A 24454-nucleotide genomic window follows, 5' to 3' on the forward strand; every position below is an offset into this window, starting at 1 on the left:
CCCCGCACGCGCCGCCGGCCCTACGCTGCCCTTCATGCGAACGCCCGCCCCCGCACCGGACCACCGTCGCTTCGGCCGACCGCGTGTCCTCGTCGTCGAGGACGACGACACGATCGGCCGTCATCTGGAGTCGGGCCTGCGCAGCAACGACTACGCGCCGACGTGGAACCGGACCGGCGCGGGCGCGCTCGCGGAGTCCGCGCGGTCGTCGTACGACGTGCTGTTGCTGGATCTGGGGCTGCCGGACATGGACGGTCTCGACGTGGCCCGCACGCTGCGCGCCCGCTTTCCCGAGCTGCTCATCGTGATCCTCACCGCCCGCACCGACGACATCGACGTCATCGCGGGGCTCGACGCCGGAGCCGACGACTACCTGGTGAAGCCGTTCAGCCTGACCGTGCTGCTCGCCCGGCTCCGGGCCCATCTGCGCCGTCGGGCCATCGCCGACCCGCCGCAGGAACCGATCCGGCTCGGCGACCTGGTCGTCGACGTCACGGCACGCCGCTGCACACTGCACGAGGACGAGATTCCGCTGCGGCCCAAGGAGTTCGAACTGCTCGCCGTGCTCGCCCGGAACGTGGGCGCGGCCGTCTCACGCGAGACGCTGATGGCCGAGGTGTGGGACGAGAACTGGTTCGGCTCGACGAAGACGCTCGACGTCACCATGGCGGGACTGCGCCGCCGGCTGACGGACACGGCGTCCCGTCCGTCCCGGACACCGCGCATCACGACCCTGCGGGGGCACGGTTACCGGCTTGAACCGCCCTGAGGTGCCACGGCATTCGGCGAGCGCCGACAGGGGGCGGGGCCGGAGTCCCACAGGGACCTTGCGGCGGGCTCAGAGGACCTTGCGGCGGGCCAGTACGGCCAGTGCCAGCAGCCCGGGGATCAGGGGCAGCCACACCGTCAGCAGCCGGTAGCCGAGGACCACCGACGCCGCCGCGCCGCCCGGGACTCCGGCCAGTGTGAGGGCCACGGCGAGCGCCGCGTCCAGCGAACCGATCCCACCGGGCGTGGGCAGGAGGACGGCGGCGCTGCTCGCGGCGAGGTAGGCCAACGCCACCTGGGCCGGGGGGAGCGGCAGTTCGAGGGCCTGGGCCACGGCGACGACCACGGTGGCGTGCAGCGCGGCGAAGGCCAGCGAGCCGCCCCACAGCGCGGCCGCGCGCGCCGGGACCTCGTGCACGGCACGGACGTCGGCCAGCACGGCCCGCAGCGCGCGCCGCAACGGCCCGCGCAGCAGTACGGCGGCGGTGACCACCACGGCGAGCGCGATCGCGACCACCGTCGCCGAGATGTGCGGCAGACGGAGAAGGCCGGGGCAGGCCAGCGCGAGCACGGCGATCAGGAGGCCGCGCGAGACGGCCCCGGCGGTGGCCTTCACACCGAGCGCGGTCGCCGACCTGACGACCGGCAGACCGCACCGGGTCAGGAAGCGGAGGTTGACCGCGCCCGCGCCGAGGCCCGCGGGCAGCACATGGTTGGCGGCGGAGGCCGCGAACTGGACGGCCACCAGCTGCCCGGCGGGCAACGGCCGGGTCACCGCCCCTTGTTGGGCGAGCGCCGAACACACCCAGGTCGCCACGGTGGCGACGGCCGCCACGAGCAGCCAGCCGCGGTCGGCCACGGCCAGCCGACCGGCGCCGGTCGCGATCACCGGCCAGTGGCGCCGGCCGAGACAGATCGCGCCCACCATGACGGCGAGGGTCACCGCGGCGTGCAGGGAGACCCGCCTGCTCACGGCCGTCGCGGTCGACGTCCGGACGCCGGGCGGAAGGACGGTCATGTCGCCCCGCCTCCCTGGACGACGGGGGCGACGTATGCCATCAGATGACCGACGCGGTGCGCTTCCCACGTGCGGGCGTACGCGGGTGGCTTCTCGCCCGGTGTGGTGAGCACGCCCACCGGGATCCGCTGTCCGGCCCGCACTATGGCGCCGACGGTGGTGTTGGCGTTGTTTCCGCCGGTGTCGACGGAGGAGCAGCCGGCGTAGAAGGCGACCGGGACGTCCTCGTAGCCGGTCAGCGTGCAGGGCGGCTTCACCCCCAGCCGGTGCAGCTCCGTCGCAGCGTCGGCCCAGTCCTGATGGGAGACGGTGGTGCCGTGCACGGTGCGCTCCAGCACCGCGAACTGCACGGCGAGATGCCCGGCCAGGCCGAGCGTCACCAGGGTGACGGCCACCGGTCGCCAGGCGCCGCGGGGCGCGGTCAGCAGGTGGATCAGGCCGTCGGCGACCGGGATGGCCAGCAGGATGTACACGGGCAGCAGGAAGCGCGGCGCCGCGTATCCGATCATGAAGAGGTACGGGAAGCCCGCCGTCGCGGCGCAGGCCAGGAGCAGCAGGCTGCTTACCCCACGCCGGGCTCTGACGGCGATCACCGCTCCGAGGACGGCCACGACGGGCAGCGCGAACCACCACAGCAGCACCGGTGGGGCGGGCATCGCCCCGGTGCAGGGGCGGCACAGGACGCGCCCGCCGAGGCTGCGCAGCTGGTCGCCGACGGCGATGTTCCACCCCAGGCCGCCCTGGACCTTGGAGCCGTCGGAGAGCCGCTGGGGCAGGCCGCCGTAGCTGACATACGCCTCGACGACCCACTCGCCCCCGCCGGCGACCAAGCCCGCGACGAGCGCCACCAGCACCCGCGGGCGCCGCCAGCGGCGTACGCACACGACGAGGAAGAGCAGCGGCACGGTCACGTAGACCGCGTCGGTGGGCCGCATCCACGCCATCAGCGCGGCGCTCAGGCCCACGCCCCACAGCGCCGCCCGGTCGAAGCGGTCGGCCTGGGCGCGCAGGAAGCAGCCGACGCAGGCCAGGGCGCCGATCGCGACCCAGTAGTTGGGCATGGCCTGCGGGCCGTAGAAGAGGGTCACCCAGAGCGTGGCGAAGAGGGCACCCGCCGCCGCCAGAACCCGCATGGGGAACAGTCCGCGCCATACGCGCAGCGCCACGAACAGGCCGAGTCCGGAGAGCACCGCGAGATAGACGCGCAGCAGGGCGGTGGACGAGGACCAGGACGCGATCGGTGCCACCAGCAGCGGCACGCCGCGGGCGCGGGGGGCGCTGAAGAAGGCGGCGGGGGCATGTGAGCCGACCTGGCTGACGTAGACGGTCTCGTCCCAGCCGAGCCCCATGCCCGGCCGTACCAGGAGCAGTTGGGCCAGGGTGAAGGCGCCCGCGACCAGGGCGAGCCACTGCTGACCGTGCGGCCGTCCGGAGATGCGCCCCGTCGAGGGCGGACTGTGGCGATGGGCGCCGAGGAGCGGAAGGTTCACGGTCTTGGCCATCATTCACCCTTCGCCCTACAGTCTGTAGGGTCCTTCACCCTACAAGACGTAGGGTGAAGGAGGAAGTTGCGCAAAACACGGTCAAATTACCGTGGATCGAGCGGGGACGCAGTCCGGGGACACACCCTCGTACCGCCCCTGGGCGCACTCGCACGCCCTCACCACCCCCCGCACCCCTACGCGCTGTAAGGTGACGGACATGGCTCGCACAGGCCCCCACGGCAGAGCGGAACGACGCAACGCCGGTGAGCTGGAGAGCGAGGTCCTCGCCGCCCTCTGGGCCACCGACAGGGCCCTCACCCCCGCCGACATCCAGGGCGAGATCGGCGGCAACCTCGCCTACAACACCGTTCACACCATCCTCAAACGCCTGTACGACAAGGGTCTGGTCCTGCGTGATGTCGACGGTCGCCGCGGCGCGTACCGGCCCGCCAAGAACGCCGCCGAACTGACCGCCGAGGCCATGCACGAGGCGCTCGACCGGGGACCCGACCCGATCGCGGCCCTCCAGCAGTTCGTCACCGGCCTGAGCCCCCAGGAGGAAGAGGCCCTGCGCGATCTCCTCGGGGGGAGCGGGATGTGAGGATCGACGTCTACATCCCGCTCGTCCTGCCGCTGCTGCTGACGGCCATCGCACCGCAAGTGGGCCTCAAGGTCTCCCCCGCGCTGGCCGCCCGGGTCCTCACCATCGCCGCCGTACTGGCCGCCACCGCCTCCACCTGGGCGCTGCTCCTGCTCGCCGCCACCCTGGTCAACGAGGCGCCGCGCGTGGCCACGGAGGCCGGCGAGGACGGCCGGCGACTGCCCGAACCGGTCCCGGTGGCGATCGCCGTCGCCGCGATCATGCTCCTGTGGCTGATCGGCTTCCGGCTCGTTCGCGCCCTGCGCGCCCACTACGCGACCCGCCGCGTCTACGAGCGGCTGTGCGAGGGGCATCCGCCCGACAGCGAACTCATCGTCGCCGCCTCCTCGACGCCCCGGGCCTTCGCGATCCCCGGCACGCCGGGCCGGATCCTGGTCACGGCCGCCATGCTCGGCGCGCTGGAACCGGCGGAGCGGCGTGTGCTGCTGGCCCACGAGCGCGCCCATCTCGCCCACCGCCACTCGGTGCTGTCGACCGCGGTGACCCTGGCCGCCGCCGCCAACCCGGCGCTCGCACCCGTGCGTACCACCGTCGCCTTCCTGGTGGAGCGCTGGGCCGACGAGGAGGCCGCGCGGCGCGTCGGGGACCGCCGTACCACCGCCCGCGCCCTCGCCCGGGCCGCCCTTGTCGCCCAACGCGCCCGGCCGGGCTGCGCCCTGAGCTTCTCCGAACACGCGGTCACCCGCCGCATCGCCGCCCTGCAGACGGCCCCGCCGCCGAACCTGTGGTCCATCGGCGTGGCCGTCCTCGCCCTGGGCGCCCTGCCCGCGTTCGGCGCGCTGGACGCCACCGGCGATCTGCTGCGCCTGCTCGGCGAGAGCCTGCCGCTGTAGGCCCTGCCGGGGCCCGCCTTTCGGATCGGGCCCGGCTCGCCGGGCTCAGGTGGCGAGCGTCCTGCGCTCCCGCAGGTGGGCATAGCCCATGAGACCGACGAGCACCGCGAACAGCACGGCCGACGAACCCGCCGTACCGAGGTCGAGCCCGCCCTTGGCGGTCGGCTTGGTGAGGAAGTCGCCCGCGGTCGCGCCGAGCGGACGGGTGAGGACGAAGGCGATCCAGAACAGCACCACGTTCGGCACCGCGGGGACGCGCATCAGCGCGACGAGGACCGCGAGCAGCCCGGTGACGAGCAGCGCGCCGCCCGCGTAACCAAGCCCGGAGCTGTCCGACAGGAAGTCGCCCATCGAGGTGCCGAGGGTGTTCGACACGAGGATCGCCGACCAGAAGAGGGCCTCGGCCCGGAAGGTCACGATGTCGCGGATGACGAACGTCATCCCGGTGAACTTCCAGACGGTGAAGATCACGACCAGCAGCGAGATCAGGATCGCGGCGCCCACGGGGTACCCGAGGCCCAGGCCCTGCGGACCCCAACCCAGCGAGGTGGCCCCGTCGGAGAGGTACTTGGCGCTGGCGTCACGGTTCATGAAGTCGGACATCGTGGTGCCCGCCATGCTGGTGGACAGGATCACCGTCCAGTAGAAGAAGGGGTTGTACCGGCGCGACCTGAGCTGCACGACCAGCGTGACCACGAAGATCAGGAACAGCAGGATCGTGGTGAGGAAGTAGCCCAGCTTGAGGGTCTGCGCGAAGAGGTCGCCCGCGGTCTCGCCGAGTGTCGTCGCGGCGATCTTCATGATCCAGAAGGCCAGGGTCACCTCTGGCAGCTTCTTCATCACGGAGGCGCCGGGGTCGGCGACTTGGGGGTCGGCGGCAAGGTCCGTCTTGTCCAACGTTCGCTCCTGGGGGGTGCATCGACGTCCCCCCAGGGCCACGGCCGAAGGAGGCCGCGTGTCCGTTGGCTCAGTGTTGCGCATGCCCGCGCGCCACGCCGGTCGACGTGGCGGTCGCAGCCTGAACACACCCTGAACGCGCGATCACGCCTCCGGGCGGCCGTCCCGCGCAGGCACCCCTCACAGGTGCCTGGATGAGCCGCTACGGCTCAGTGCACCGGCCGGGTGAGGAGCGCCAGGGCGCGGACGTGGGCGACGTGGGCGGTGGCGGGCAGCCGGGTGAGGAGTTCGCGGGCCCTGCGGGCGTAGTCGTCGGCCATCGCGTGCGCGGTGTCCAGGGCTCCGGTCCGCTCCAGCACGGCCCGGATCCGGCACAGGGCGAGCTCCGGTTCGGTCTCGTCCAGCAGGGCATGACGCAGCACCGCGCGACTCTTGGGGTCCGCGCGACGGTGGGCGATCAGCACGGGCAGAGTGGGTCGCCGGTTGCGGACGTCGCTGTCGGAGGGCTTGCCCATGGTGCGCGCGGCGATCGGGTCGTACGGCAGCACGTCGTCGCGGATCTGGAAGCAGATCCCGAGGTGGTCGCCGAAGTCGCCGAGCAGTTCCGTCGTCGGGGCGTCACCACCGCCGAGAATGGCGCCCACGCGGCAGGCGGCCGCCAGCAGCACGGCGGTCTTCGCCCGGGCCATCGCCACGTACGCGCCGACGCCCAGTTCCAGGTCGCCGCGCATCGCCAGTTCGTCGAACGCGCCCCGGCAGATCGCCACCCCGGCCTCGGCCTGCGCCGCCATGGCGCGCTCGACACGCTCGGCGGGCACCCCCAGGCGACGGCACTCGGAGAGCGCCGCGAACCAGGAGAAGAACAGGGCGTTGCCCGCGACGAGGGCCTGGGCGGGTCCGAACTCCGTGTGGACGGCCGCGCGGCCGCGCCGCTGGGTGTCGCGGTCGATGATGTCGTCGTGCAGGAGGCTGCCGACGTGCGCCCCCTCGACACCGACCGCGGCGGGCAGCACCGCGCCCAGTTCCCCACCCACCGTGAGCGCCGCGTGCAGCACCAGCGAGGGTCGCAGGAGCTTGCCCGGCGGGATCATCGCGTACCGGTGCACGGCATCCAGCCCCACCGAACGCCCCGGCCACCGCCGAACGAACTCCGCCTCCAGAAGCTCCCCGAACTCGACACGGGGCGAGGGGGGATCGGGCGGGGGTCCGGGCGGACGGTGGGGCACGGGGCTGGGACCGGGGTCGGGACCGGGGTCGGGGTCGAGACCGGGGCGCAGGTTGGGGCGCGGGTTTGGGCTGGGCGCAGGGTTGGGGTCGGGACCGGGACCGGGGTCGGGGTCGGGACCGGGACCGGGGCGCAGGTTGGGGCGCGCGTTTGGGCTGGGGTCGGGCACAGGCCTGCAGTGGGGCGCGGGCCCGGGCTGGAGCCGGGGGCCAGGGTGGGGACTGGGCTCAGCCCCGGGGTCGAGTCGAGGCTTCGGCTGAGCCCAGGGACCGGGACGGGGACTGGGCTGATTCCCGGAACCGGGTTGAGGCGTGGCATGACGCCGGGGTCCGCGTCGGGTATTGGGCTGACCCTCGGGTCGGGCTTCGGGCCGGGCCTGGGGCTGAACTTCGGGCCGCACCTCGGACCGGGCGTCGGGCCGCACCTCGGACCGGGCCCGGGGCCGCACCTCGGACCGGGCCTCCGGCCGCACCTCAGGCTGCGCCTCGGGCCGGATCTGGGGCCGGGCCTCAGGCTGCGCCTCGGGCCGGATCTGGGGCCGGGCCTCAGGGCAAGGCGCGGCGGTGGGTGGGGCGTCCTCGTCAGGTGGTTCGGTCATGGAGGCTCCCCCGTCACCCGCTTGCATGAGCGTGGCGATGGACCCACCTCAGCAGACCCGCCACCTCGCCGGAACGGCTCACGCGCATCCCGTGGGAGCACGCCCCCGCCCGCTGCGGGAGCTCGTGCTCCCACACCACCCGATCAGACGGTTTCACTGCACGGACGCGACCACAGTCAGAGATAGTCGACCGGTCGTACAATTGCGTCATGGGACGAACCAGCGACGCCAGGGAAAAGATCCTCAGCGCCGCGCAGTCACTCATCGAGCTGCGCGGTTACTCGGCGCTGGGGGTGGCCGAGATCTGCAAGGCGGCCGGCGTGCCCAAGGGCAGCTTCTACTACTTCTTCGCGTCCAAGGAAGCCCTCGCCCTGGCCGTGCTCGACGAACACTGGGACGCCCAGAAAAGCGCCTGGGCACGCGTCCTGAACAGTGACGAGGAACCCCTGCGGCGGCTGTACCGGCTCTTCGAGGAGACGGAGGCCGGCCAGCGCGCCGGCCAGCAGAGCTGCGGCACCGTGTCCGGCTGCCTGTTCGGGAACCTCAGCCTGGAGATGAGCAACCACACCGAGCCCATCCGCACCCGCCTGCAGGAGATCTTCGACGCGCAGGTCGAGATGGTCGAGTCGGTCATCAGCGAGGCTCGTGAGCGCGAGGAGGTCACCACCCTCGACAGCCGGGAAGCGGCACGGGCGGTGGTCGCCCAGTTGGAGGGGCAGGTGCTGTTCGCCAAGCTCTACAACAACACCCGCCGGCTCAGCCCCCTGTGGGCGAACTGCCTGGCCCTGCTCGGTGCCCGCGCCCCGCAGGAGGCCGTGGCGGGCGCCTGACGCCCACCACGACACTGTTCAGAGCGTTCAAGAGGGTTCAAGAGACGTCGACGACCGCCGCAGCGAATGCCTCGGGTGCTTCCTGCGGCACGTTGTGACCGATGCCCTTCAGCGCCCGGTGTTCGTACGCGCCCGTGAAACGCTCGCGATAAGAGGCACCGTTTCCCGGCGGCGTGAAGGGATCCAGCTCGCCGTCAAGGGTGATCGTCGGCAGCGAGATGGCGGGACTCGCGGCAAGTCGCTTTTCCAGACGATCGAATCGCGGGTCACCCTTGGCCAGACTCAGTCGCCACCGGTAGTTGTGGATCACGATGGGAACCCAGTCCGGATTGTCGAAGGCGGTCGCGGTCCGGTCGAATGTGGCGTCATCGAAGTGCCATGTCGGGGAGACGTTCTTCCAGATGAGTTTCGCGAAATCGTGCCTGTACTGCGCGAGGCCGAGCCGCCCCCTTTCGGTGGCGAAATAGTACTGATACCACCACGCCCACTCGGCCTGCGGCGGCAGCGGCGCCTTGTTGCGTTCACGGTTGGTGATGAGATATCCGCTCACGGAGACCAGGGCCTTGCAGCGCTCCGGCCAGAGCACCGCGATGATGTCGGCCGTCCGCGCTCCCCAGTCGAAGCCGGCGAGGATCGCCTTCTCGATCTTCAGCGCGTCCATGAGCGCGATGATGTCGAGCGCGATCACCGACTGCTGGGCGTTGCGGAACGTCTTGTCCGAGCGGAACCGTGTGGTGCCGTGACCGCGCAGGTAGGGCACGATCACCCGGTAGCCCGCCGCGGCGAGCCTGGGAGTCACATCGACATAGCTGTGAATGTCGTAGGGCCAGCCGTGCAGCAGGACGACCGCGGGGCCGTGCGCGGGGCCGGCCTCCGCATATCCCATGTTCAGCTCTCCGGCACGGATCTGCTTCAGCGGGCCGAAAGAGGTGTGCCTTCCGGACTCGGACGCGCGGTCCGACGGAGAAGCCGAGGCGGAGGCCGATATCACCGGGAGCGTCGGCAGCGAGGCTCCGGCAGTTCCGATGGTGAGAATCCGGGAAAACGTGCGCCTGTCTATGACATTCACCTTTCTTGACCGGTGCGCGGAGACTGGAGGAATCGACAAGGCCGACACGTCGTGAAGGACGTCATGAAGGACGTGACGCATGAAGTCATGTGCCGTCGCCGCCTCGCCAGATGTTGTCGAAGGCCGCGTCCTCGATGCTTCGCCGTTGCCGTACCGCTTCCAGTTCGGTCACCGCGCCGTTGACGGCGGCCAGTACGGTCAGGACCGAGTCGTCGACGAGACCCGCGGCCTCCTCGGTCGACTCGTCGTGGATCCCCACGGCGGCCGCTAGGACGGTGAGGATGGGCTCGCCCGCGGTCCAGCGTTCGTCCGCGTGGCTGCGGTCCGGCGAGTCGGCCGCTTCCGTACGGCCGCCGCCGAAGGGAATCCAGCGGTGGCGCGGCCTGCTGAGCCGTCCCTCCGCCTCCAGGTACGCGCGATAGGCCGCGGACAGCCCACGGCCCCGGCGCCAGAGCCAGTCGTCCACGGACTCGTACGGCCTCTCCCGGACCAGCGACGCCACGGCCCCGTCCAACAGACGGTCGCCCATGGTCCACTGCGCGCCGGGCACGATGCGGTCGTCGTCCTCCAGCGTGATGGCCTGGGCCTCGATGAGGTCGACCAGTTCGGCTCCCGCGAGGGCCAGCGACAGGTCGCCCTGCTCGACGGGCCGGCTGGACGGGACGTCCATGGCGATCATCAACAGGTCCCGCGGTGTGGTCATGACGGACTCCACGTCTGAGTCATCGGTGGCTGCCCGCGTCCGCGGCGGATTCCGTCGGTGCGGGCTGTCGTACCGGGGCGGTAGCTCGCACTACCACCATGTGGTGCGGGAAGCCGATGCGCAGCACGGCGGCGGCCGCGGCCGCCACGAGAACCACGGAAGCGGCCAGGAGCAGTGCCTGCTGATAGCCGTGGTGGAGCAGGGGCGCGGCCACCAGCGGGCCGAGGATCTGGCCGACGGAGTATCCGGCGGTCAGGAGCGCGACGGAGCGGGGGAACTCCAGGTGGGCCCCGGTGGCGAGAGCGAGGGTGCTGACCCCGATGAACGTCGCGCCGAACAGCACCGCGGAGGCCAGGGCGGCCGGTGCTCCACCGATCAGGGCGGGCAGCGCGATGCCCACCGCCTGGACGACGAGCGCGGCCAGCAGCAGGTCGGGGCGGGACCAACGACGCCCGAGCCGGGCCCACAGCGCGGAGGAGGGCACGGCGGCCAGCCCGACCAGCACCCAGGCGCCGCCACCGAGCGGTCCCGGGGAGCTCTGCTCGATCGCGGCGACCAGGAACGTACCCGCGATGATGTAGCCGATGCCTTCCAGCGTGTAGGAGACGAACAGGGCGGTGAACCAGCGGTGCGTGCGCGGCCCGCGGCTGGAATCCGCGGTGGCCGCAGTGCCTGTGGTGGCCTCCGTGGCTTGGGTGGCCTGAACGGCCTGCATGGCCTGCGTGGCCCGCGTTGTCGTAGGAGGCGCTTCGGGGCGGAGGTTCCACGAGGCGACGGCGAGGAGCGCGGCGAGTGCGGCCGAGGCCCACCAGGCGGCCCGCCAGTCGGCGACGGGGCGCAGCACCAGGACGAGCAGACCCGACAGGGCGATGCCGGCGCCGACCCCGCCGAACGCCCATCCGGGCAGATGAGCCGGGTACTCCCGCAGGTGGCTGAGGAGCGAGCTGACCGCGATGACGAAGATGAGAGCGCTGGCGACCCCGGCCAGCAGCCGCAGCGCGAACCACCCGGTGGTGTCGTGGGTGGCGGGCATCGCGGCCAGGGTGCCGGTCAGCACGACGAGGGAGGTGCGCAACAGGGCCCGCGAGCGGACCACCGCGGGGGCCAGGATGCCGACGAGCGCGCCGAGGAGATAGCCGATGTAGTTGGCGGTGGCCAGGTTCGCGCCGGCGCCCGCGGACAGCCCCGCCCCGGCGTGCATCAGCGGGAGGATCGGGGTGTAGACGAACCGGCCGACCCCCATGCCCGCGGCGAGTGCCGCGGCGGCCTGGGCCACGTGGCGCCAGGGCGAGTGCGGCGCGCCGGCACTTCGGGCCGGGGAGGCGCGCAGGGCTCGTACGCTCATGACGAAGTCCATGTCGCACCAGTCCATGTCGCACCGGTCCCCGCCGTCACCGCGCGGCGTCCGTCCGGCCCGGGTCGTTCGGGTGGGACTCGAGCGCGGTGACGGTGAGGCTCATCCACGGGCGCAGCGGCAGTGTGCCGAGCACCTTCTCGTGGAGTTCGTCCTCGTCACCGGCACACCAGATGCCGATGCTGCGCAGTTCGCCGACCGGGCGCCACAGCCGTGCCAGGTTGCCGGTGGCGGCCAGTTCCCGGGCACGGACGGCCTCGGCGGCGCGCCGCCGGTCGACCTCGTCCTGAGGGGTGCCCTCGGGGATCGTGGTGGTGATCTCGACCAGGAACTCTCGCATGGTCCTGCTCCGCTCGATGGGACGTCCGGCGGGCACCGGAACGCCGCGTGGGCTGAGGGTGGTCGGCCGGAGGAGCGCAGAGGTCATCCGCCGTCAGATGTCCCGCCGTGCCGCCCTCGGTCGGGCTTCCCTGGGCTCCATCGTCCGCCTGTCACGGGGGCGATGCCACGACAGGCTTCCTCCCTGCTGAGAGGCACGGCCTCGCACCGACGTAGCATGACCAGCGTGGAGTTGCGCCAACTGCGGTATTTCGTCGCCGTCGCCGAGGAGCTGAACTTCGGCCGGGCCGCCGAGCGCCTGCTGATCGCGGGCCCCTCTCTGTCCCAGCAGATCAAGGCGCTCGAACGCGACCTGGGCGTACGGTTGTTCGATCGCGATCGTCGCTCGGTGTCCCTCACCGCGGCCGGCTCGGCCCTGCTCCCCCACACCCGCGCCCTGCTCGAGCGGGCCGACGACCTCCAGCGGCGGGCCGGCCGGCTGTTCGGATCAGAACCGGTGCGGCTCGGCTACGTCAACTGGCTCCCGTCGGACCTCACCGCCCGCACCGCCACCGTGGCCCAACTCCACCTCGACGCATGGGTCGCACCCTCGCACACCCAGGCCGCCCGGGTCGCCGCGGGCGGTCTGGACCTCGCGGTGTGCTGGGTGCGGACCGAGGACCTGGAAGAACGCGGCCTACGCGCCCGGCTCATCGGCGCCGACCGGCTCTACGCCGTCGCAGGCGGTGACGACACGGGCGACGTGGCCGCCCGGGACACCGCCGTCCTCCTCGACGACGACACCACCTCCTGGTCGTCCTGGAACGTCTACGCCGAAGAGCTGGCCCAGGACACCGGGGCCCGCGCGGTACGCATCTCCAACGGCGGCATCACCGGACCGGCGTTCTTCGATCACGTCCGGCGCTGCAGTCGCCCGGTGATCAACTCCCCCAAGGGTCAGACTTCTCCGCTGCCGCCCGATCTGGTCCAGCGCCCGGTCACCGCACCGGCGATCTACTGGACCTGGTCGCTGGTCTGGCGCGAGAACGAGGACCGCCCGGCCGTCCTCGCGGTCGTCGACGCCCTCTGCGACGGCGTGGGCGACCTCGGCATCCGCGCCCCGGGCGCCTGGCTGCCCGATGGGGATCCGCACCGGTAGGGCCACCGGCCCACTGACCTGGACTGGGAGGCCGCGCCTACCAGCAGGGAGGAATTCGGTCCTGGCCATACCCTTGTTGACCTTTGACTTCTCCACTCCACCCCGCCTAGCTTTCGGATAGTCGACCGGTCGGCTAGTACTAGCGAGATCGGCGACCCGTCAAGAAGCCCCCGCTTCATCACGGAATCACGGAATCACGGAACCCGGAGAAGATCAGCATGAGCTCTCAGAACCAGAAGGTCGCCGTCGTCACCGGAGCCTCGCAGGGCATCGGCGCGGGCCTCGTCGAGGCCTACCGCAAGCTCGGGTACGCCGTCGTCGCCACCTCGCGCACGATCGCCCCTGCCGACGACGCGGGAGTCGTGACCGTCCAGGGTGACATCGCCGACCCCGCCACCGCCGAACGCGTCATCGCGGCAGGCGTCGAGCGGTTCGGCCGTATCGACACCCTGGTCAACAACGCGGGCGTCTTCATCGCCAAGCCCTTCGGCGACTACACCCAGGACGACTACGCCACGGTGACCGGCGTGAACCTCGACGGCTTCTTCCGCATCACCCAGCTGGCCGTCGAGCACATGCTCGCCCAGGGCGGCGGCCACATCGTCAACGTCACCACCAGCCTGGTCGACAACGCCGACTCCAACGTGCCCTCCGTACTCGCCTCGTTGACCAAGGGCGGCCTCCAGTCCGCCACCAAGTCCCTCGCCATCGAGTACGCCACACGCGGCATCCGCGCCAACGCCGTTTCGCCGGGCACCATAAAGACCCCGATGCACGCCGAGGAGACCCACGAGGCCCTCGCCGGGCTGCACCCGGTCGGCCGGATGGGCGAGACGAGCGACATCGTCGACGCCGTGATCTACCTGGAGAACGCCCCGTTCGTCACCGGCGAGATCCTCCACGTCGACGGCGGCATGAGCGCCGGCCACTGACGGAACACGACAAGGGGAGAATCCCGATGAACAGCACGACGGACAGCGACACGCAAGCGATCCTGCGCGGCGTCCTCGACCAGTGGAAGGCCGCCGTCGACGGGCACGAACCGGAGCAGGTCGCCGCCCGGTTCACCGAGGACGCGATCTTCCAGGGGCTGCACCCCTACAGCGTCGGAAGGCCGGGGGTCGCGGCCTACTACGCCTCCCAGCCCGTCGGCATGGCCGCCGCGTACCGGATTCTCGAGACCAGACGCCTCACCGACGACCTCGTACTCGGTTATCTGAGCGTCGACTTCTCCTTCACCGACCGCCCCACCCTCAACGTCAAACTCGGCGTACTGGTGCGACGCGTGGGAGAGACCTGGTACATCAGCCACTACCAGGTGTCACGGCTCGAGTAGTCCGGCTCCCTTACAGGGACTCCCTACAGGGACTTCACCCAGGCCGCGGTGTCGCCGGGGCGGCCGAAACGAAGGGTGTCGAGGGGCGCGAAGCGCCGGTCGCCGGTGCGGCGGGTGATCTCGCGGCGCCGGTTCGCGTGCTGGGACCAGGCCCACCAGAGGGGGTGTTCCCGGCTCAGCCAGCCGGTCCAGGTCTCCCTGTTGTCACCGAACAGCGGCTCGCGTGTGACGGTGCGGCGAACGGAACGGCGCAGGACGCGGGGCAGGACGACCCGTTTGGGATAGTCCAGCCATATCACCGTGTCGGCCCGGTCCCACATCAGGTCACGGACCTCCGGATAACCGAGGGAGTCGATGACCCAGCGGGGTTCGGCCGTGATCCGCAGTACGTCCTCGCGCAGCTTCTCGTTCACGGCCCACCCGGCGCCGGTGAAGTAGAGCGCGTCCATCTCGTGGTAGGGCAGGCCGAGGCGAGCGCTCAGGCCCCGGGCCAGCGTGGACTTACCCGCACCGGTACTGCCCACCACCAAGATCCGCCGCATCCCCGCACCCTGACCGAGCGGGACCCGTCCGCGAGAAAGGGCCAGTCAGCGGACCTGCGCGGCGAACGCCTCGTACGCCGGCTCGTCGAAGAGGACGAACGTGACCTCCTCGACGGCCGTCCGCGTGGCCCGTACCGTCTCCACCGCGATCCGGGCGGCGTCGTCCATCGGCCACCCGTAGATACCGGCGGAGACGGCCGGGAAGGCGACCGTGCGGGCGCCGAGTTCGTCGGCCACCTTCAGCGACTCCCGGTAGCAGGAGGCAAGGAGTTCCGAGCGGTCCTCCTCACGGCTGAAGACCGGGCCGACCGTGTGGATCACCCACCGCGCGTCCAGCTCGCCCGCGGTGGTGGCGACCGCCCGGCCCGTGGGCAGCCCCTTGCCGTAGTGCGAGGCGCGGAGCCTGCGGCAGTCGGCGAGGATGGCGGGGCCGCCACGTCGGTGGATGGCCCCGTCCACGCCTCCCCCGCCGAGCAGCGACGAGTTCGCCGCGTTGACGATCGCGTCGGCGCTCTGACGGGTGATGTCTCCCTGGACCAGGGTGATGGCGGTCATGACGGCCTCGGCCTCCTCGTATGCGGTCTTCGATCCTCGCCGCATCGCGCTCCGGCCGCCACGCGATATCCGACTGTCAGACGACCACTCCGTCGATCTCGAAGGTCTGCACGGACGCAGCGGAGAAGGCCGCGGTCAGCGTCTTGCCGCTCAGATAGGTGTCCGAGTGGGCGGTATAGAGGTCGCCGCTGCCGGAGGTGACGGTGTTCCAGCGTCGTACGAGTCCACCGCTGCCCCCGCTGACCTGGCTGAACCTGGACAGGTCGAAGGTGAGGTTCTGCGCGGCGCCGGAGTTGACGGCCACGACGACCAGGCGCTTCGCGCTCGCGTCGTACGCCGCTGCCGCGTATCCGACACCGGTGTCGATGATGGTCATGCCGGGGCGGATGTGCCGGCTGAACTGGGCCATCACGTAGTACTTGGTCTGGACGGTCGTCGGCTGGAGGGTGCTCTGGTCGTAGGCGATCATCGCCCAGCCGGTGCTGGGGTCCATCACCTGCCAGTAGACCCACGCGGTCGGGTGCAGCCAGCGGAAGTCCAGGCAGAGGTTGCTCGCCAGGGTGAGGCCGGTGGCGTCGGAGTCGCCCGTCTCGGAGTTCCACAGCCGTTTGCCCGCCGTGGTGACGACGTCGGTGTAGAGGAGGTCACGGCGACCGCCGGAGCCCTGGTACCCGTGTACGTTGACCCGGTTGACCTGGGCTTTCGTGGTCGAGCTGAAGGAGTTCCAGGTCGTGCGGGCCAGGTCGTAGTTCGTCTCGTCGGACGCGGAGACCAGGGTGCCGGTCAGACCGCGCTTGTCGAGTTCGCTGCGCAGATACGGAAGGACGGCCGCCTGGACGGTGGCGTCCATGTGGCAGCCCTCCTGGGTGCCCGTCGCCGTCCACCAGCTGGAGGAGGGCTCGTTGAACGCGTCGACGGAGCTGAAGCTCACACCCCAGTTGTTCTTCGCGTAGAGCGCCACTGCGGCCAGGTGGGAGGCGTGCTGACGGTAGTTCCAGGACTGGAGGTTGTTGCCGCCGTCGGACGCGCCGGACGGGTTGTGGTTGAGGCACATCCACCACATCGGCGAATTGGCGAACAGCTCGCTGACGGCGCCGCGTTGGGTCGCCTTGACCAGGGCCGCCCGCTGGTTGGCGTCGGCCGTCCAGTCCCAGGCGGAGGAGGTGGGGTCCTCGTTGTTCCAGTCCTGCCAGTACCCCTCGATCTGCTTGAACGCGGGGATGTTGGCGGAGGCGACCATGCTCGCGCCGCTCACGGTGTTCCCACTGCACGCGCCCAGGTTGTAGCGGGCGATGTTGAGGCCGAGGCCCGGCAGCGTCTTGCCGCCGTACGCCACGGACTTGGTGGTGAAGAAGATGTCGGCGAAGTCGTCCCGGGCGCCGAACACATTGGCCCACCAGGCGAGGGAGGTGCCCCAGCCCTCCCAACTGCCGTACGTCGTACCCGGGTTGACCCCGATGGTCGCGTCGGCCCGAGCGGTGCCCGTGGCCAGCGCACTGCCGAGCAGCGCACCACCCGCCGCGGCCAGCACCGATCTGCGCTTGATCATGTGGAAGTCTCCTGTCACGGTCATGCCACGGCCCTCTCGCATGATCGGGCCGGGGCGGGACGTTGTCGAGACGCGTGACAGCGCTTTCTTCCTGTGAAACGAGGCACGGATGTGACGGCTCGCGCCGCCTCCGGCCAGGACGAGCGACCGCCTCTGATCAGGACTGGTGGTCGCCTCTGATTAGGGCTGGTGGTCGGCTCTGATCAGGACCGGTGGTCGCACCTGATCAGTACGGGCGGCATCCTCCGGTCAGGGCCGGCGCAGGCGCCGCCATACGGCCTTCGCCGCGTTGTGCCCCGACATGCCGTGCACACCGGGGCCCGGCGGGGTGGCCGAGGAGCAGATGAAGACGGCCGGGTGCGGTGTGCTGTACGGGAACAGGGACAGCCTGGGGCGCAGCAGGAGTTGGAGTCCGGAGGCGGCGCCACAGCCGATGTCGCCGCCCACGTAGTTGGCGTTGCGCGCGGCGAGTTCGGGCGGGCCTGCCGTGGCGCGGGCCAGTACGCGGTCGCGGAAGCCGGGTGCGAACCGCTCCAGCTGCCGCTCGATCGCGTCCGTGAGGTCACCCGTCCAGCCGTTCGGAACATGTCCGTACGCCCAGAAGACCTGCTTGCCCTCCGGGGCCCGGGAGGGATCGACGACGCTGGGCTGCACCGTGATCAGGAAGGGGGCGTCCGGCGCCCGGCCCTCGCGCGAGGCGGCGCGCAGGGCGCCGGCGATCTCGGCGCGGCTCGCGCCCACCTGCACCGTCCCGGCGGTGCGTGCCTCCTCGGCCGTCCAGGGGACGGGGCCGTCCAGGGCGTAGTCGATCTTGAAGACGGAGGCCCCGTAGCGATAGTCCTCGTAGTACCGCCCGAAGCCCGCGATGCGGGACAGCGCGGCGGGTGAGGTGTCGAAGACGTACGCGCGGGCGGGCGGCAGGTCGTCGAGACGCTTGACCTCGTAGTCGGTGTGGACGGTGCCGCCGAGATCCTTGAGGTAAGCGGTGAGGGCGTCGGAGACGGACTGGGAGCCGCCGCGCGCGACGGGCCAGCCGCGGGCGTGCGCGGCCAGCGCGAAGACCAGGCCGACGGCGCCGGTGGCGATGCCGTCGAGCGGGGCCATGACGTGTGCGACGAGACCGGCGAACAGCGCCTGGGCCCGCTCGTCTCGGAAGCGCCGCATGAGCCAGGTCGAGGGCGGCAGCCCGGCCAGGCCGAAACGGGCGAGCGTCACCGGGTCGCGGGGCAGGGCGGTCAGTGGCAGGGACATGAAGTCCTGGGTCAGCGTGTCCCACTTGGGAAGGAAGGGGGCGACCAGTCTGCGGTACGCACCGGCGTCGCGCGGGCCGAACGAGGCCGCCGTCTCGGCCACGGAGCGGGCGAGCACCGCCGCGGTGCCGTCGGGGAACGGGTGCGCCATCGGGAGCTTCGCGTGCAGCCACTCCAGGCCGTACCGCTCCAGGGGCATCGCTCGGAAGGCGGGTGAGTTGATCCCGAGGGGGTGGGCCGCGGAACAGGGGTCGTGCCGGAAGCCGGGGAGCGTCAGCTCTTCGGTGCGGGCGCCGCCGCCCACGGTGTCCCGTGCCTCGAACACGGCCACGGAGAAGCCACGGCGGGCCAGCTCCACGGCAGCCGTCAGTCCGTTCGGCCCCGCACCCACCACGACCGCATCGAGCATCGACGGCACCTTCGGACTCCTTTGTCAGCCGACGGCCACTGGACATCAGGATATGCCGGGGGACTGACAGCCTTGATGGCGCGGGGGGTTGGGAGACGGGGAGTCGTCCGGCGGGCGGGGGCCTGGGGCCGCCGGTTCAGGGGCCGCCTGGGCCGAGGGTCCGCCGGACCTCAGGTCGCCGGGGTCCGGGACCCGCCAGGGACCAGAAGGCCGTCCGCTGTCACCTTGTGCCGACGAGGCCACCGGTGTGAGACAGGTGCGCGCTCCGGTGCACATCGTCGAGAGCGGCTACCTCAACGGCGCCGTCATCCGCCTCGACGGCTCCAAACGCATGGCCGCACAGCGAGCGGCGCGATATCGGAACATCGAAGCCATTGCCCTAGCCCTTGCCCGTTCCCGGTCGTCGTCCGGGATGCTCGGCGTGTCGGTGGGGTCAGAGGCCGGCGGTCAGCAAGCCCCGTACCCGTCGGGCCGTGGTCTCGTCGCGGGCCGCCGTGAAGGGGAGGGTGTTGCCTCCCGTGATGCGGAAGGGTTCGCCCGTGAGGGTCAGGTGGGCGCCGCCCGCCTCCTCTACGAGGAGCAGGCCCGCCGCGTGGTCCCAGGCCGCCTCCCAGGAGAAGGCGGTCGCGTCCAGCTCGCCGCGGGCGACGGCCAGATACTCCAGCCCCGCCGAACCGCAGGGACGCGGCCGCACGCCCTCGGTGCGCAGGCCGAGGAGAGCCCGCTTCTGCTCGTCGGTGGTGTAGTCGGGGTGGGAGGTGGCTATCTCGAGGTCACGGCCGGGCGTGGGCGCCCCCGGGCGCAGCGGCTCGCCGTCGAGACGGGCACCCCGGCCGCGCACGGCGACGGCGAGCTGGTCGCGGGCCGGGGCATAGGTCCAGGACGCCTGGACGACCCCGCCCACGGCGAGCGCCACGAGCGTGCAGAAACCGGTGTCACCGTGGACGAACTGGCGGGTGCCGTCGACCGGGTCGACGATCCAGACCGGGGCCTGCCCCTGGATCGCCTCGTACGTCGCCGGATCGGCGTGGACCGCCTCCTCGCCGACCACGACCGAGCCGGGCAGCAGCTTGGCGAGCACCTTGGTGAGGTACTCCTCGGCCTTGCGGTCGGCGTCCGTGACCAGGTCGTGCGGGCCGCTCTTCTCGTCGATCTCATCTGCGGTCAGCTGCCTGAAGCGCGGCATGATCTCGGCGGCGGCCGCCTGCCGGATCGCTTCTTCGACGTCGGACGTACGGTGCGCGAGAAACTCGTCGATGGTTTCGATGTCTTCGATCATGGCTCCATGACAACACGCGCCACTGACAATCCCCGCACCTCCGGTGCACTCCGGGTGGAATCGCCGTGAATTCCCGGAGTTGCTGATCAGCGACCCACCGCGTACCCCTGCATCCCCCGCGGGTTCGCCGCCGCCGACAGCACACCCGTGTCCGGATCCCGGGCGACCGCGCACAGTCGGCCCTCGGACCAGGCCTCCGCGACCTCGACGTCATGGCCGCGACGGCGCAGCTCTTCGACGACCGCCTCGTCCGTGCGGGACTCGACGGTGAGGCTGCCCGGCCGCATGCCCCGTGGGTAGAACGAGCTCGGGAAGCTGTCGTTGTGCCAGTTCGGGGCGTCGATCGCGCCCTGGAGGTCGAGCCCGCCGCGTACCTCGGCGCGCAGCGCCACGGCCAGGAAGAAGTGGGTCTGCCACTGGTCCTGCTGGTCGCCACCCGGGGTTCCGAACGCCAAGACCGGGACTCCGTCGCGCAGCGCCAGCGAGGGTGTCAGCGTCGTACGGGGACGGCGTCCGGGTGTGAGGGAGTTGGGCAGCCCCTCCTCCAGCCAGGCCATCTGGAGCCGGGTGCCGAGCGGGAAGCCCAGCTCGGGAACGACGGGGTTGGACTGAAGCCAGCCACCGCTGGGGGTGGCCGCGACCATGTTGCCCCAGCGGTCGACGACGTCGAGGTGGCAGGTGTCGCCCCGGGTGCTGCCGTCCCGGGCCACCTCGGGTTCCCCCGCGGCCCTGGCGACGGTGGGTTCGCCCGCGCCCGGTACCGCCAGCGCGTCGAAGCCCGGCTTCCCGGCGGCGCCCTCGCGCGCGTGGCCACTGATCGTCGGGGTGCGCCCTCCGGGACTGCCGGGACGCAGCTCGCTGGAGGCCTTGTAGCCGATGAGCGCGCGCCGCTCGGCGTTGTACTCCTGCGACAACAGCTCGTCGAGGGGCACCTCGGCCGCGTCCCCGTACCAGGCCTCCCGGTCGGCCATGGCGAGCTTGCAGCCCTCGACGAGCAGGTGGACGTACTCCGCGGAGCCGTACCGCGGCAGCTGGGGCGGGAGCAGGGCGAGCTGCTGGAGGAGGACCGGACCCTGGCTCCAGGGGCCCGCCTTGCACAGGGTCCAGCCGCGCCAGTCGTACGTCGCGGGCGCCTCGTAGCTCGCGGACCAGGAGGCGAGGTCGGTGGCTGTCAGGGTGCCGGTGTGGCGGTTTCCGCTGGTGTCCATGGTGGGCCGCCGGGCCTGCCGTACCAGGGCCTCGGCGATGAAGCCAGAGCGCCAGACGCGGCGCGCGGCCTCGATCTGCGCCACGCGGCCGGTCTCTCCGGAGACCTCGGCGAGCAGTCGGCGCCAGGTCGCGGCGAGGGCGGGATTGCGGAACAGTTCGCCGGGGCGCGGCGCCTTCCCGCCGGGCAGGTACACCTCGGCCGACGAGGTCCACTCCGTCTCGAAGAGCGCGCGCACCGACTCCACGGTCTCGCCGACCCGCTCCACGGGCGGGTGCCCGTCCTCCGCGTATCCGATGGCGTACTTCATGACGTCGGCGAGGGACCTCGTGCCGTGGTCGCGCAGGAGCAGCATCCATGCGTCGAAAGCGCCGGGCACGGCGGCGGCGAGCGGCCCGGTGCCGGGTACGAGATCCAAACCGAGTCCCCTGTAGTGGGCGATCGTCGCTCCGGCGGGCGCGACGCCCTGTCCGCACAGCACACGCACCTCGCCGCCCGCCGGGGCGAGGATGATCGGGACCTCGCCGGCGGGTCCGTTGAGGTGCGGCTCGACCACGTGCAGGACGAAGCCCGCGGCGACGGCGGCGTCGTACGCGTTGCCGCCGTCCTCCAGGACGGCCATCGCCGACTGCGAGGCGAGCCAGTGCGTGGAGGACACCATGCCGAAGGACCCTTGAAGCGTGGGTCGAGTAGTGAAGTACATCTCTCACCTCGGTGTTTGCGCGCGTCGGCCGGTACCCGTCGGTCCTCCGGACTCGCCGTGGGAGGAATCCGGGGAGTTCCGGCCCGGCTCCGGTCGCCCTGATCAGGCAGCAGACTACCGATCGGACGCGCTCTCACTTCGGCGCCCACCGGCGGGCACCTGTCGCCCCCGTCCGCGCGTCGAGGTGCCGTGCGGGACGGCACCTCGACGCGGTTCTCGTCGGGCGGAGACTCTCGGTCAGACGACCGGCAGCTTGCCCTTGGCAGTCGTCACCGTGCCGAGGTAGGTCGCCGTCTTGCCCTTGACCCAGTACACCTTGACGCGGACCTTGTGGCCCTTGGCGATCCGGGGCGAGATCTCGCAGTCCTTGACGGAACTGGTCTCACAGGTGTTCCGCCGCTTGCCCGTGGTCGCGTCGTAGGTGACCGCTCGGATCGAGTGCCCGTCCTTGGCCGAGTCGATCACGTCGGTGAACTGAGGTCCCCCGGAGGAGTTCCGCGGCTCGAACACCACGGTCGCGACGGACTTGCCGTTCTTCTTGAACGAGCCGACGTAGTTGCCGCCGGCGAAGGAGGTTCCCGTGCCCAGTGCCAGTGCCAGCCCGGTGGCGGTGACGGCTGTGCCGACGCGGGCCATGATGTGCCGATTCATTACTCTCCCGTTGATGTGCTGTGCCGCTGAGTACGCGGCTCGCGGACTGTAGCTCACACATCTTTGTGAGTCGGAATCAACTTGAGCCCGGTCGAGCCGGCGGCGGTACCAGGAGATGGACCCTCAGACACCTGAGGGACGGGACGAGTTGGCCATGTTGATGAGGTCGTCGATCGCGATTCCCGCCTCGTCGTTCGCGACAAGGTCGCGGACCGAGCGGATGATGTCGACCGCGGAACTGTTCATGTGCACCGCATGGCGTGTCGGCCCGGGTCCTTGCACGCCGTGGTCCTTGCAAGGCGATGCCGACTTGGAGCCGAGGGTTCAGCGCGCAGGGCGCACGGCAGGCCGATTGCCCGATATCGACCGTCGGGACGCGACGCCCGCTCATCTATGGCCAAAACAGATCAAATCGCGATGCGATCTGTGCGCCGCCCGTGTTTGCATGGCGCCAACGCGGCGGGAGGCCACGTGAGTTGGGCTTGTGCACCCCTGCTGCGAAGACCAAGGCGGTCACGCCACAGGCGGGCGCACCCGCCGGGTACCGCAAGCAGCCCAACCCCATGACCACTGCGGTCCACCGCACCATGGACTGCTACCACATGCCCATCAAGGTCGCGGGCGGGGTTCGTTTTTGTGGTCATCGAGGCCGCGACGGGCAATCCGACCTATCGATGGGTGCACAGGTCACGGCGTTCCCTCCCCTCCTCTTTCTGGCCCCACAGTCTGGCCCCACAGTAGGGGGCTCGCGGGGTGGCTATCGAGAACGGCTCACGATGAGGTGCGTGAGGCCGTCCAGGATGCGCTGCAGCCCGAAACTGAAGACGTGTTCGGGGTTGTACACGCCCTGGTGAGCCGCACCCGCGGCACTTCCGACCCGAGCCGCGAGGGGGAAGCGGGCAGGATCGAAGACCCTGGCCAGAAGCGGCGCGTTGGCGGCCCACCACTGCTCGTCGGACATGGCGCTGTCGCGGGCGGCGGCCTGAGTGTCGAGATCGGCGCGGGCGACGGACTGAACGAAGCCGAGCACGAAAGTGAGGGCCGCGTCCATGTCGACATCGTCGAGCCCGAGGCCGTCGAACGCGGCCAGTTCGTGTTCGTACTTGGCCATGAGCCCGGGACCGAGCGGCGGGCGCGTGGTGGGCAGGGTCGCCACCCAGTGGTGGCGCCTGTACAAATCGCGGTTCTCGCGCGCGACGGCCTCCACCCTCGTACTCCACGGAGCGGCCGTGTGATCGGTACGCGGCATCTGCAGATAGGCGGTGTCCAGCATGAGGTCGAGCAGCTCCGCCTTGCCCGGGACGTACGTGTAGAGCGTCATCGGCGTGACGCCCAGCCGCTGGGCGACACTGCGCATGGTCAGCGCGTCCAGCCCACCGGAGTCGGCGAGCTCGACGGCGGCCTGGACGACGGCGTCGACGGTCAAGCCCTGCTTGGGGCCGCGCCGGGGGCCACCTTGTCCGGGCTCGCGCCACAGCAGTTCCAGGGTGCGGGCCGGGTCGTCCGCGCCGCTTCGTTCTTTGGCCATGCGCCCCATCCTTGCCTCTGAGGGATTCCAGGCCCCGCACCGCTTCTACTCTGTACGCTGTATATAGTACATCGTACAGAGATTGACCTCGGACTCCAGGAGAAGCCATGAAGATCACTTCCACCGCTGTCTCCCTCACCGTCGACGACGTCCCCGCCTCCGCCGCATTCCTGACCAGGCACTTCGGCTTCCAGGAGGTCATGGCCGCCGAAGGCTTCGCCTCCCTGGCCCGCGAGGACGCCGTCGACGTGATCTTTCTGCGGCGCGGCATCGAGGTCCTGCCCGAGGGCATCAGGGACCAGCACGCCGCGGGTGTGATCACCGCGTTCACCGTGGCCGACCTGGACGCCGAATACGAGCGACTCCAGGGTGAAGGCGTCTCCATCACCATGCCGCTGCGTGAAGAGCCGTGGGGTGAGCGCCTCTTCCAGGTCACCGACCCGAACGGGGTCATCCTCCAGCTGGTCGTCTGGGCCACGCCCGACGACCAGTGAGAAGAAGCGATGCCGCGGGACGACTCGGAGGTAC

The 24454-nt window shown here is 71.1% G+C and carries 25 protein-coding genes; 8 read left to right on the top strand and 17 right to left on the bottom strand.

All coding sequences use genetic code 11. The features are described from left to right. Positions 1-34 precede the first annotated feature (34 nt). Positions 35-769, top strand: a complete 735-nt coding sequence (locus tag ACZ7M2_RS15670) for a response regulator transcription factor (protein WP_471595697.1) — start codon at positions 35-37, stop codon at positions 767-769. Positions 770-838: 69 nt separating this feature from the next. Here ACZ7M2_RS15670 and ACZ7M2_RS15675 read toward each other — a convergent pair whose 3' ends face one another. Continuing rightward, positions 839-1786 carry a lysylphosphatidylglycerol synthase transmembrane domain-containing protein gene (locus tag ACZ7M2_RS15675; protein WP_471595698.1) on the bottom strand — a complete coding sequence of 316 codons (948 nt, stop codon included), beginning with the start codon at positions 1784-1786 and terminating at the stop codon, positions 839-841. After that, positions 1783-3288, bottom strand: a complete 1506-nt coding sequence (locus ACZ7M2_RS15680) for a hypothetical protein (protein WP_471595699.1) — start codon at positions 3286-3288, stop codon at positions 1783-1785. Before ACZ7M2_RS15680 ends, ACZ7M2_RS15675 begins: the two co-directional genes overlap by 4 nt. 199 nt (positions 3289-3487) lie before the next feature. Between ACZ7M2_RS15680 and ACZ7M2_RS15685 the strand changes: the two genes are divergently transcribed. Both ACZ7M2_RS15685 and ACZ7M2_RS15690 read left to right on the top strand, forming a co-directional pair. Then, the gene (locus ACZ7M2_RS15685) at positions 3488-3871 is read left to right on the top strand and encodes a BlaI/MecI/CopY family transcriptional regulator (RefSeq protein WP_471595700.1); all 384 of its coding nucleotides are present in this window, start codon (positions 3488-3490) and stop codon (positions 3869-3871) included. After that, a complete protein-coding gene (locus ACZ7M2_RS15690) occupies positions 3868-4764 on the top strand; it encodes a M48 family metalloprotease (RefSeq protein WP_471595701.1) in 897 nt (298 codons plus the stop codon). The genes ACZ7M2_RS15685 and ACZ7M2_RS15690 overlap by 4 nt, the downstream gene beginning before the upstream one ends. A gap of 45 nt (positions 4765-4809) precedes the next feature. On the opposite strand, the gene ACZ7M2_RS15695 is transcribed toward ACZ7M2_RS15690, so the two are convergent. Next, positions 4810-5661, bottom strand: a complete 852-nt coding sequence (locus tag ACZ7M2_RS15695; RefSeq protein ID WP_352044638.1) for a COG4705 family protein — start codon at positions 5659-5661, stop codon at positions 4810-4812. Between the two features lie 209 nt (positions 5662-5870). Continuing rightward, entirely contained in the window at positions 5871-6782 is a 912-nt protein-coding gene (locus tag ACZ7M2_RS15700; protein ID WP_471595702.1) for a polyprenyl synthetase family protein, read from the bottom strand. A gap of 911 nt (positions 6783-7693) precedes the next feature. On the opposite strand from ACZ7M2_RS15700, the gene ACZ7M2_RS15705 reads away from it, so the two are divergent. Beyond that, entirely contained in the window at positions 7694-8314 is a 621-nt protein-coding gene (locus tag ACZ7M2_RS15705) for a TetR/AcrR family transcriptional regulator (RefSeq protein ID WP_471595703.1), read from the top strand. A 37-nt stretch (positions 8315-8351) separates the two neighbouring features. On the opposite strand, the gene ACZ7M2_RS15710 is transcribed toward ACZ7M2_RS15705, so the two are convergent. From ACZ7M2_RS15710 to ACZ7M2_RS15725, 4 genes are read right to left on the bottom strand one after another with little or no spacing between them, the layout of a single operon-like run. Then, complete coding sequence (locus ACZ7M2_RS15710) at positions 8352-9464, bottom strand: alpha/beta fold hydrolase (RefSeq protein WP_471595704.1); 1113 nt, start codon at positions 9462-9464, stop codon at positions 8352-8354. Between the two features lie 4 nt (positions 9465-9468). Continuing rightward, complete coding sequence (locus ACZ7M2_RS15715; protein WP_471595705.1) at positions 9469-10086, bottom strand: GOLPH3/VPS74 family protein; 618 nt, start codon at positions 10084-10086, stop codon at positions 9469-9471. Between the two features lie 19 nt (positions 10087-10105). Beyond that, positions 10106-11431 carry a YbfB/YjiJ family MFS transporter gene (locus tag ACZ7M2_RS15720; protein WP_471595706.1) on the bottom strand — a complete coding sequence of 442 codons (1326 nt, stop codon included), beginning with the start codon at positions 11429-11431 and terminating at the stop codon, positions 10106-10108. Positions 11432-11477: 46 nt separating this feature from the next. Further along, complete coding sequence (locus ACZ7M2_RS15725) at positions 11478-11780, bottom strand: muconolactone Delta-isomerase family protein (RefSeq protein WP_382246839.1); 303 nt, start codon at positions 11778-11780, stop codon at positions 11478-11480. Between the two features lie 216 nt (positions 11781-11996). On the opposite strand from ACZ7M2_RS15725, the gene ACZ7M2_RS15730 reads away from it, so the two are divergent. From ACZ7M2_RS15730 to ACZ7M2_RS15740, 3 genes are all read left to right on the top strand, one after another. Continuing rightward, the gene (locus ACZ7M2_RS15730; RefSeq protein WP_471595707.1) at positions 11997-12917 is read left to right on the top strand and encodes a LysR family transcriptional regulator; all 921 of its coding nucleotides are present in this window, start codon (positions 11997-11999) and stop codon (positions 12915-12917) included. 218 nt (positions 12918-13135) lie between these two features. Continuing rightward, positions 13136-13849: an SDR family NAD(P)-dependent oxidoreductase gene (locus tag ACZ7M2_RS15735; protein ID WP_403693911.1), complete on the top strand. Its 714-nt coding sequence runs from the start codon at positions 13136-13138 to the stop codon at positions 13847-13849. Between the two features lie 26 nt (positions 13850-13875). Then, positions 13876-14253: a nuclear transport factor 2 family protein gene (locus ACZ7M2_RS15740; RefSeq protein ID WP_471595708.1), complete on the top strand. Its 378-nt coding sequence runs from the start codon at positions 13876-13878 to the stop codon at positions 14251-14253. Positions 14254-14276: 23 nt separating this feature from the next. Here ACZ7M2_RS15740 and ACZ7M2_RS15745 read toward each other — a convergent pair whose 3' ends face one another. The 9 genes from ACZ7M2_RS15745 to ACZ7M2_RS15785 form a co-directional block, all read right to left on the bottom strand. Next, positions 14277-14795: a P-loop NTPase family protein gene (locus ACZ7M2_RS15745; RefSeq protein WP_471595709.1), complete on the bottom strand. Its 519-nt coding sequence runs from the start codon at positions 14793-14795 to the stop codon at positions 14277-14279. A 45-nt stretch (positions 14796-14840) separates the two neighbouring features. Beyond that, positions 14841-15350, bottom strand: coding sequence for an O-acetyl-ADP-ribose deacetylase (locus ACZ7M2_RS15750; RefSeq protein ID WP_099925284.1), 510 nt, complete (start codon positions 15348-15350; stop codon positions 14841-14843). 76 nt (positions 15351-15426) lie between these two features. Then, on the bottom strand, positions 15427-16899 hold the full coding sequence (locus tag ACZ7M2_RS15755; RefSeq protein ID WP_471595710.1) for a glycoside hydrolase: 1473 nt from the start codon (positions 16897-16899) through the stop codon (positions 15427-15429). A gap of 249 nt (positions 16900-17148) precedes the next feature. Beyond that, the gene (locus ACZ7M2_RS15760; protein WP_471595711.1) at positions 17149-18558 is read right to left on the bottom strand and encodes a phytoene desaturase family protein; all 1410 of its coding nucleotides are present in this window, start codon (positions 18556-18558) and stop codon (positions 17149-17151) included. A gap of 433 nt (positions 18559-18991) precedes the next feature. Continuing rightward, positions 18992-19837 (bottom strand): inositol monophosphatase family protein, encoded by an 846-nt coding sequence (locus tag ACZ7M2_RS15765; RefSeq protein ID WP_471595712.1) that lies wholly within the window; start codon positions 19835-19837, stop codon positions 18992-18994. Between the two features lie 86 nt (positions 19838-19923). Next, a complete protein-coding gene (locus ACZ7M2_RS15770) occupies positions 19924-21747 on the bottom strand; it encodes a gamma-glutamyltransferase family protein (protein ID WP_471595713.1) in 1824 nt (607 codons plus the stop codon). A gap of 237 nt (positions 21748-21984) precedes the next feature. Then, positions 21985-22398, bottom strand: coding sequence for a hypothetical protein (locus ACZ7M2_RS15775; RefSeq protein ID WP_471595714.1), 414 nt, complete (start codon positions 22396-22398; stop codon positions 21985-21987). Between the two features lie 123 nt (positions 22399-22521). Continuing rightward, entirely contained in the window at positions 22522-22644 is a 123-nt protein-coding gene (locus ACZ7M2_RS15780; protein ID WP_471595715.1) for a hypothetical protein, read from the bottom strand. A gap of 511 nt (positions 22645-23155) precedes the next feature. Beyond that, a complete protein-coding gene (locus tag ACZ7M2_RS15785; RefSeq protein ID WP_471595716.1) occupies positions 23156-23926 on the bottom strand; it encodes a TetR/AcrR family transcriptional regulator in 771 nt (256 codons plus the stop codon). 107 nt (positions 23927-24033) lie between these two features. Here ACZ7M2_RS15785 and ACZ7M2_RS15790 point away from each other — a divergent pair, with 107 nt between their 5' ends. Then, on the top strand, positions 24034-24420 hold the full coding sequence (locus ACZ7M2_RS15790; protein WP_471595717.1) for a VOC family protein: 387 nt from the start codon (positions 24034-24036) through the stop codon (positions 24418-24420). The last annotated feature ends 34 nt before the right edge of the window (positions 24421-24454 follow it).

Source organism: Streptomyces sp. NPDC111507 (assembly GCF_055638955.1).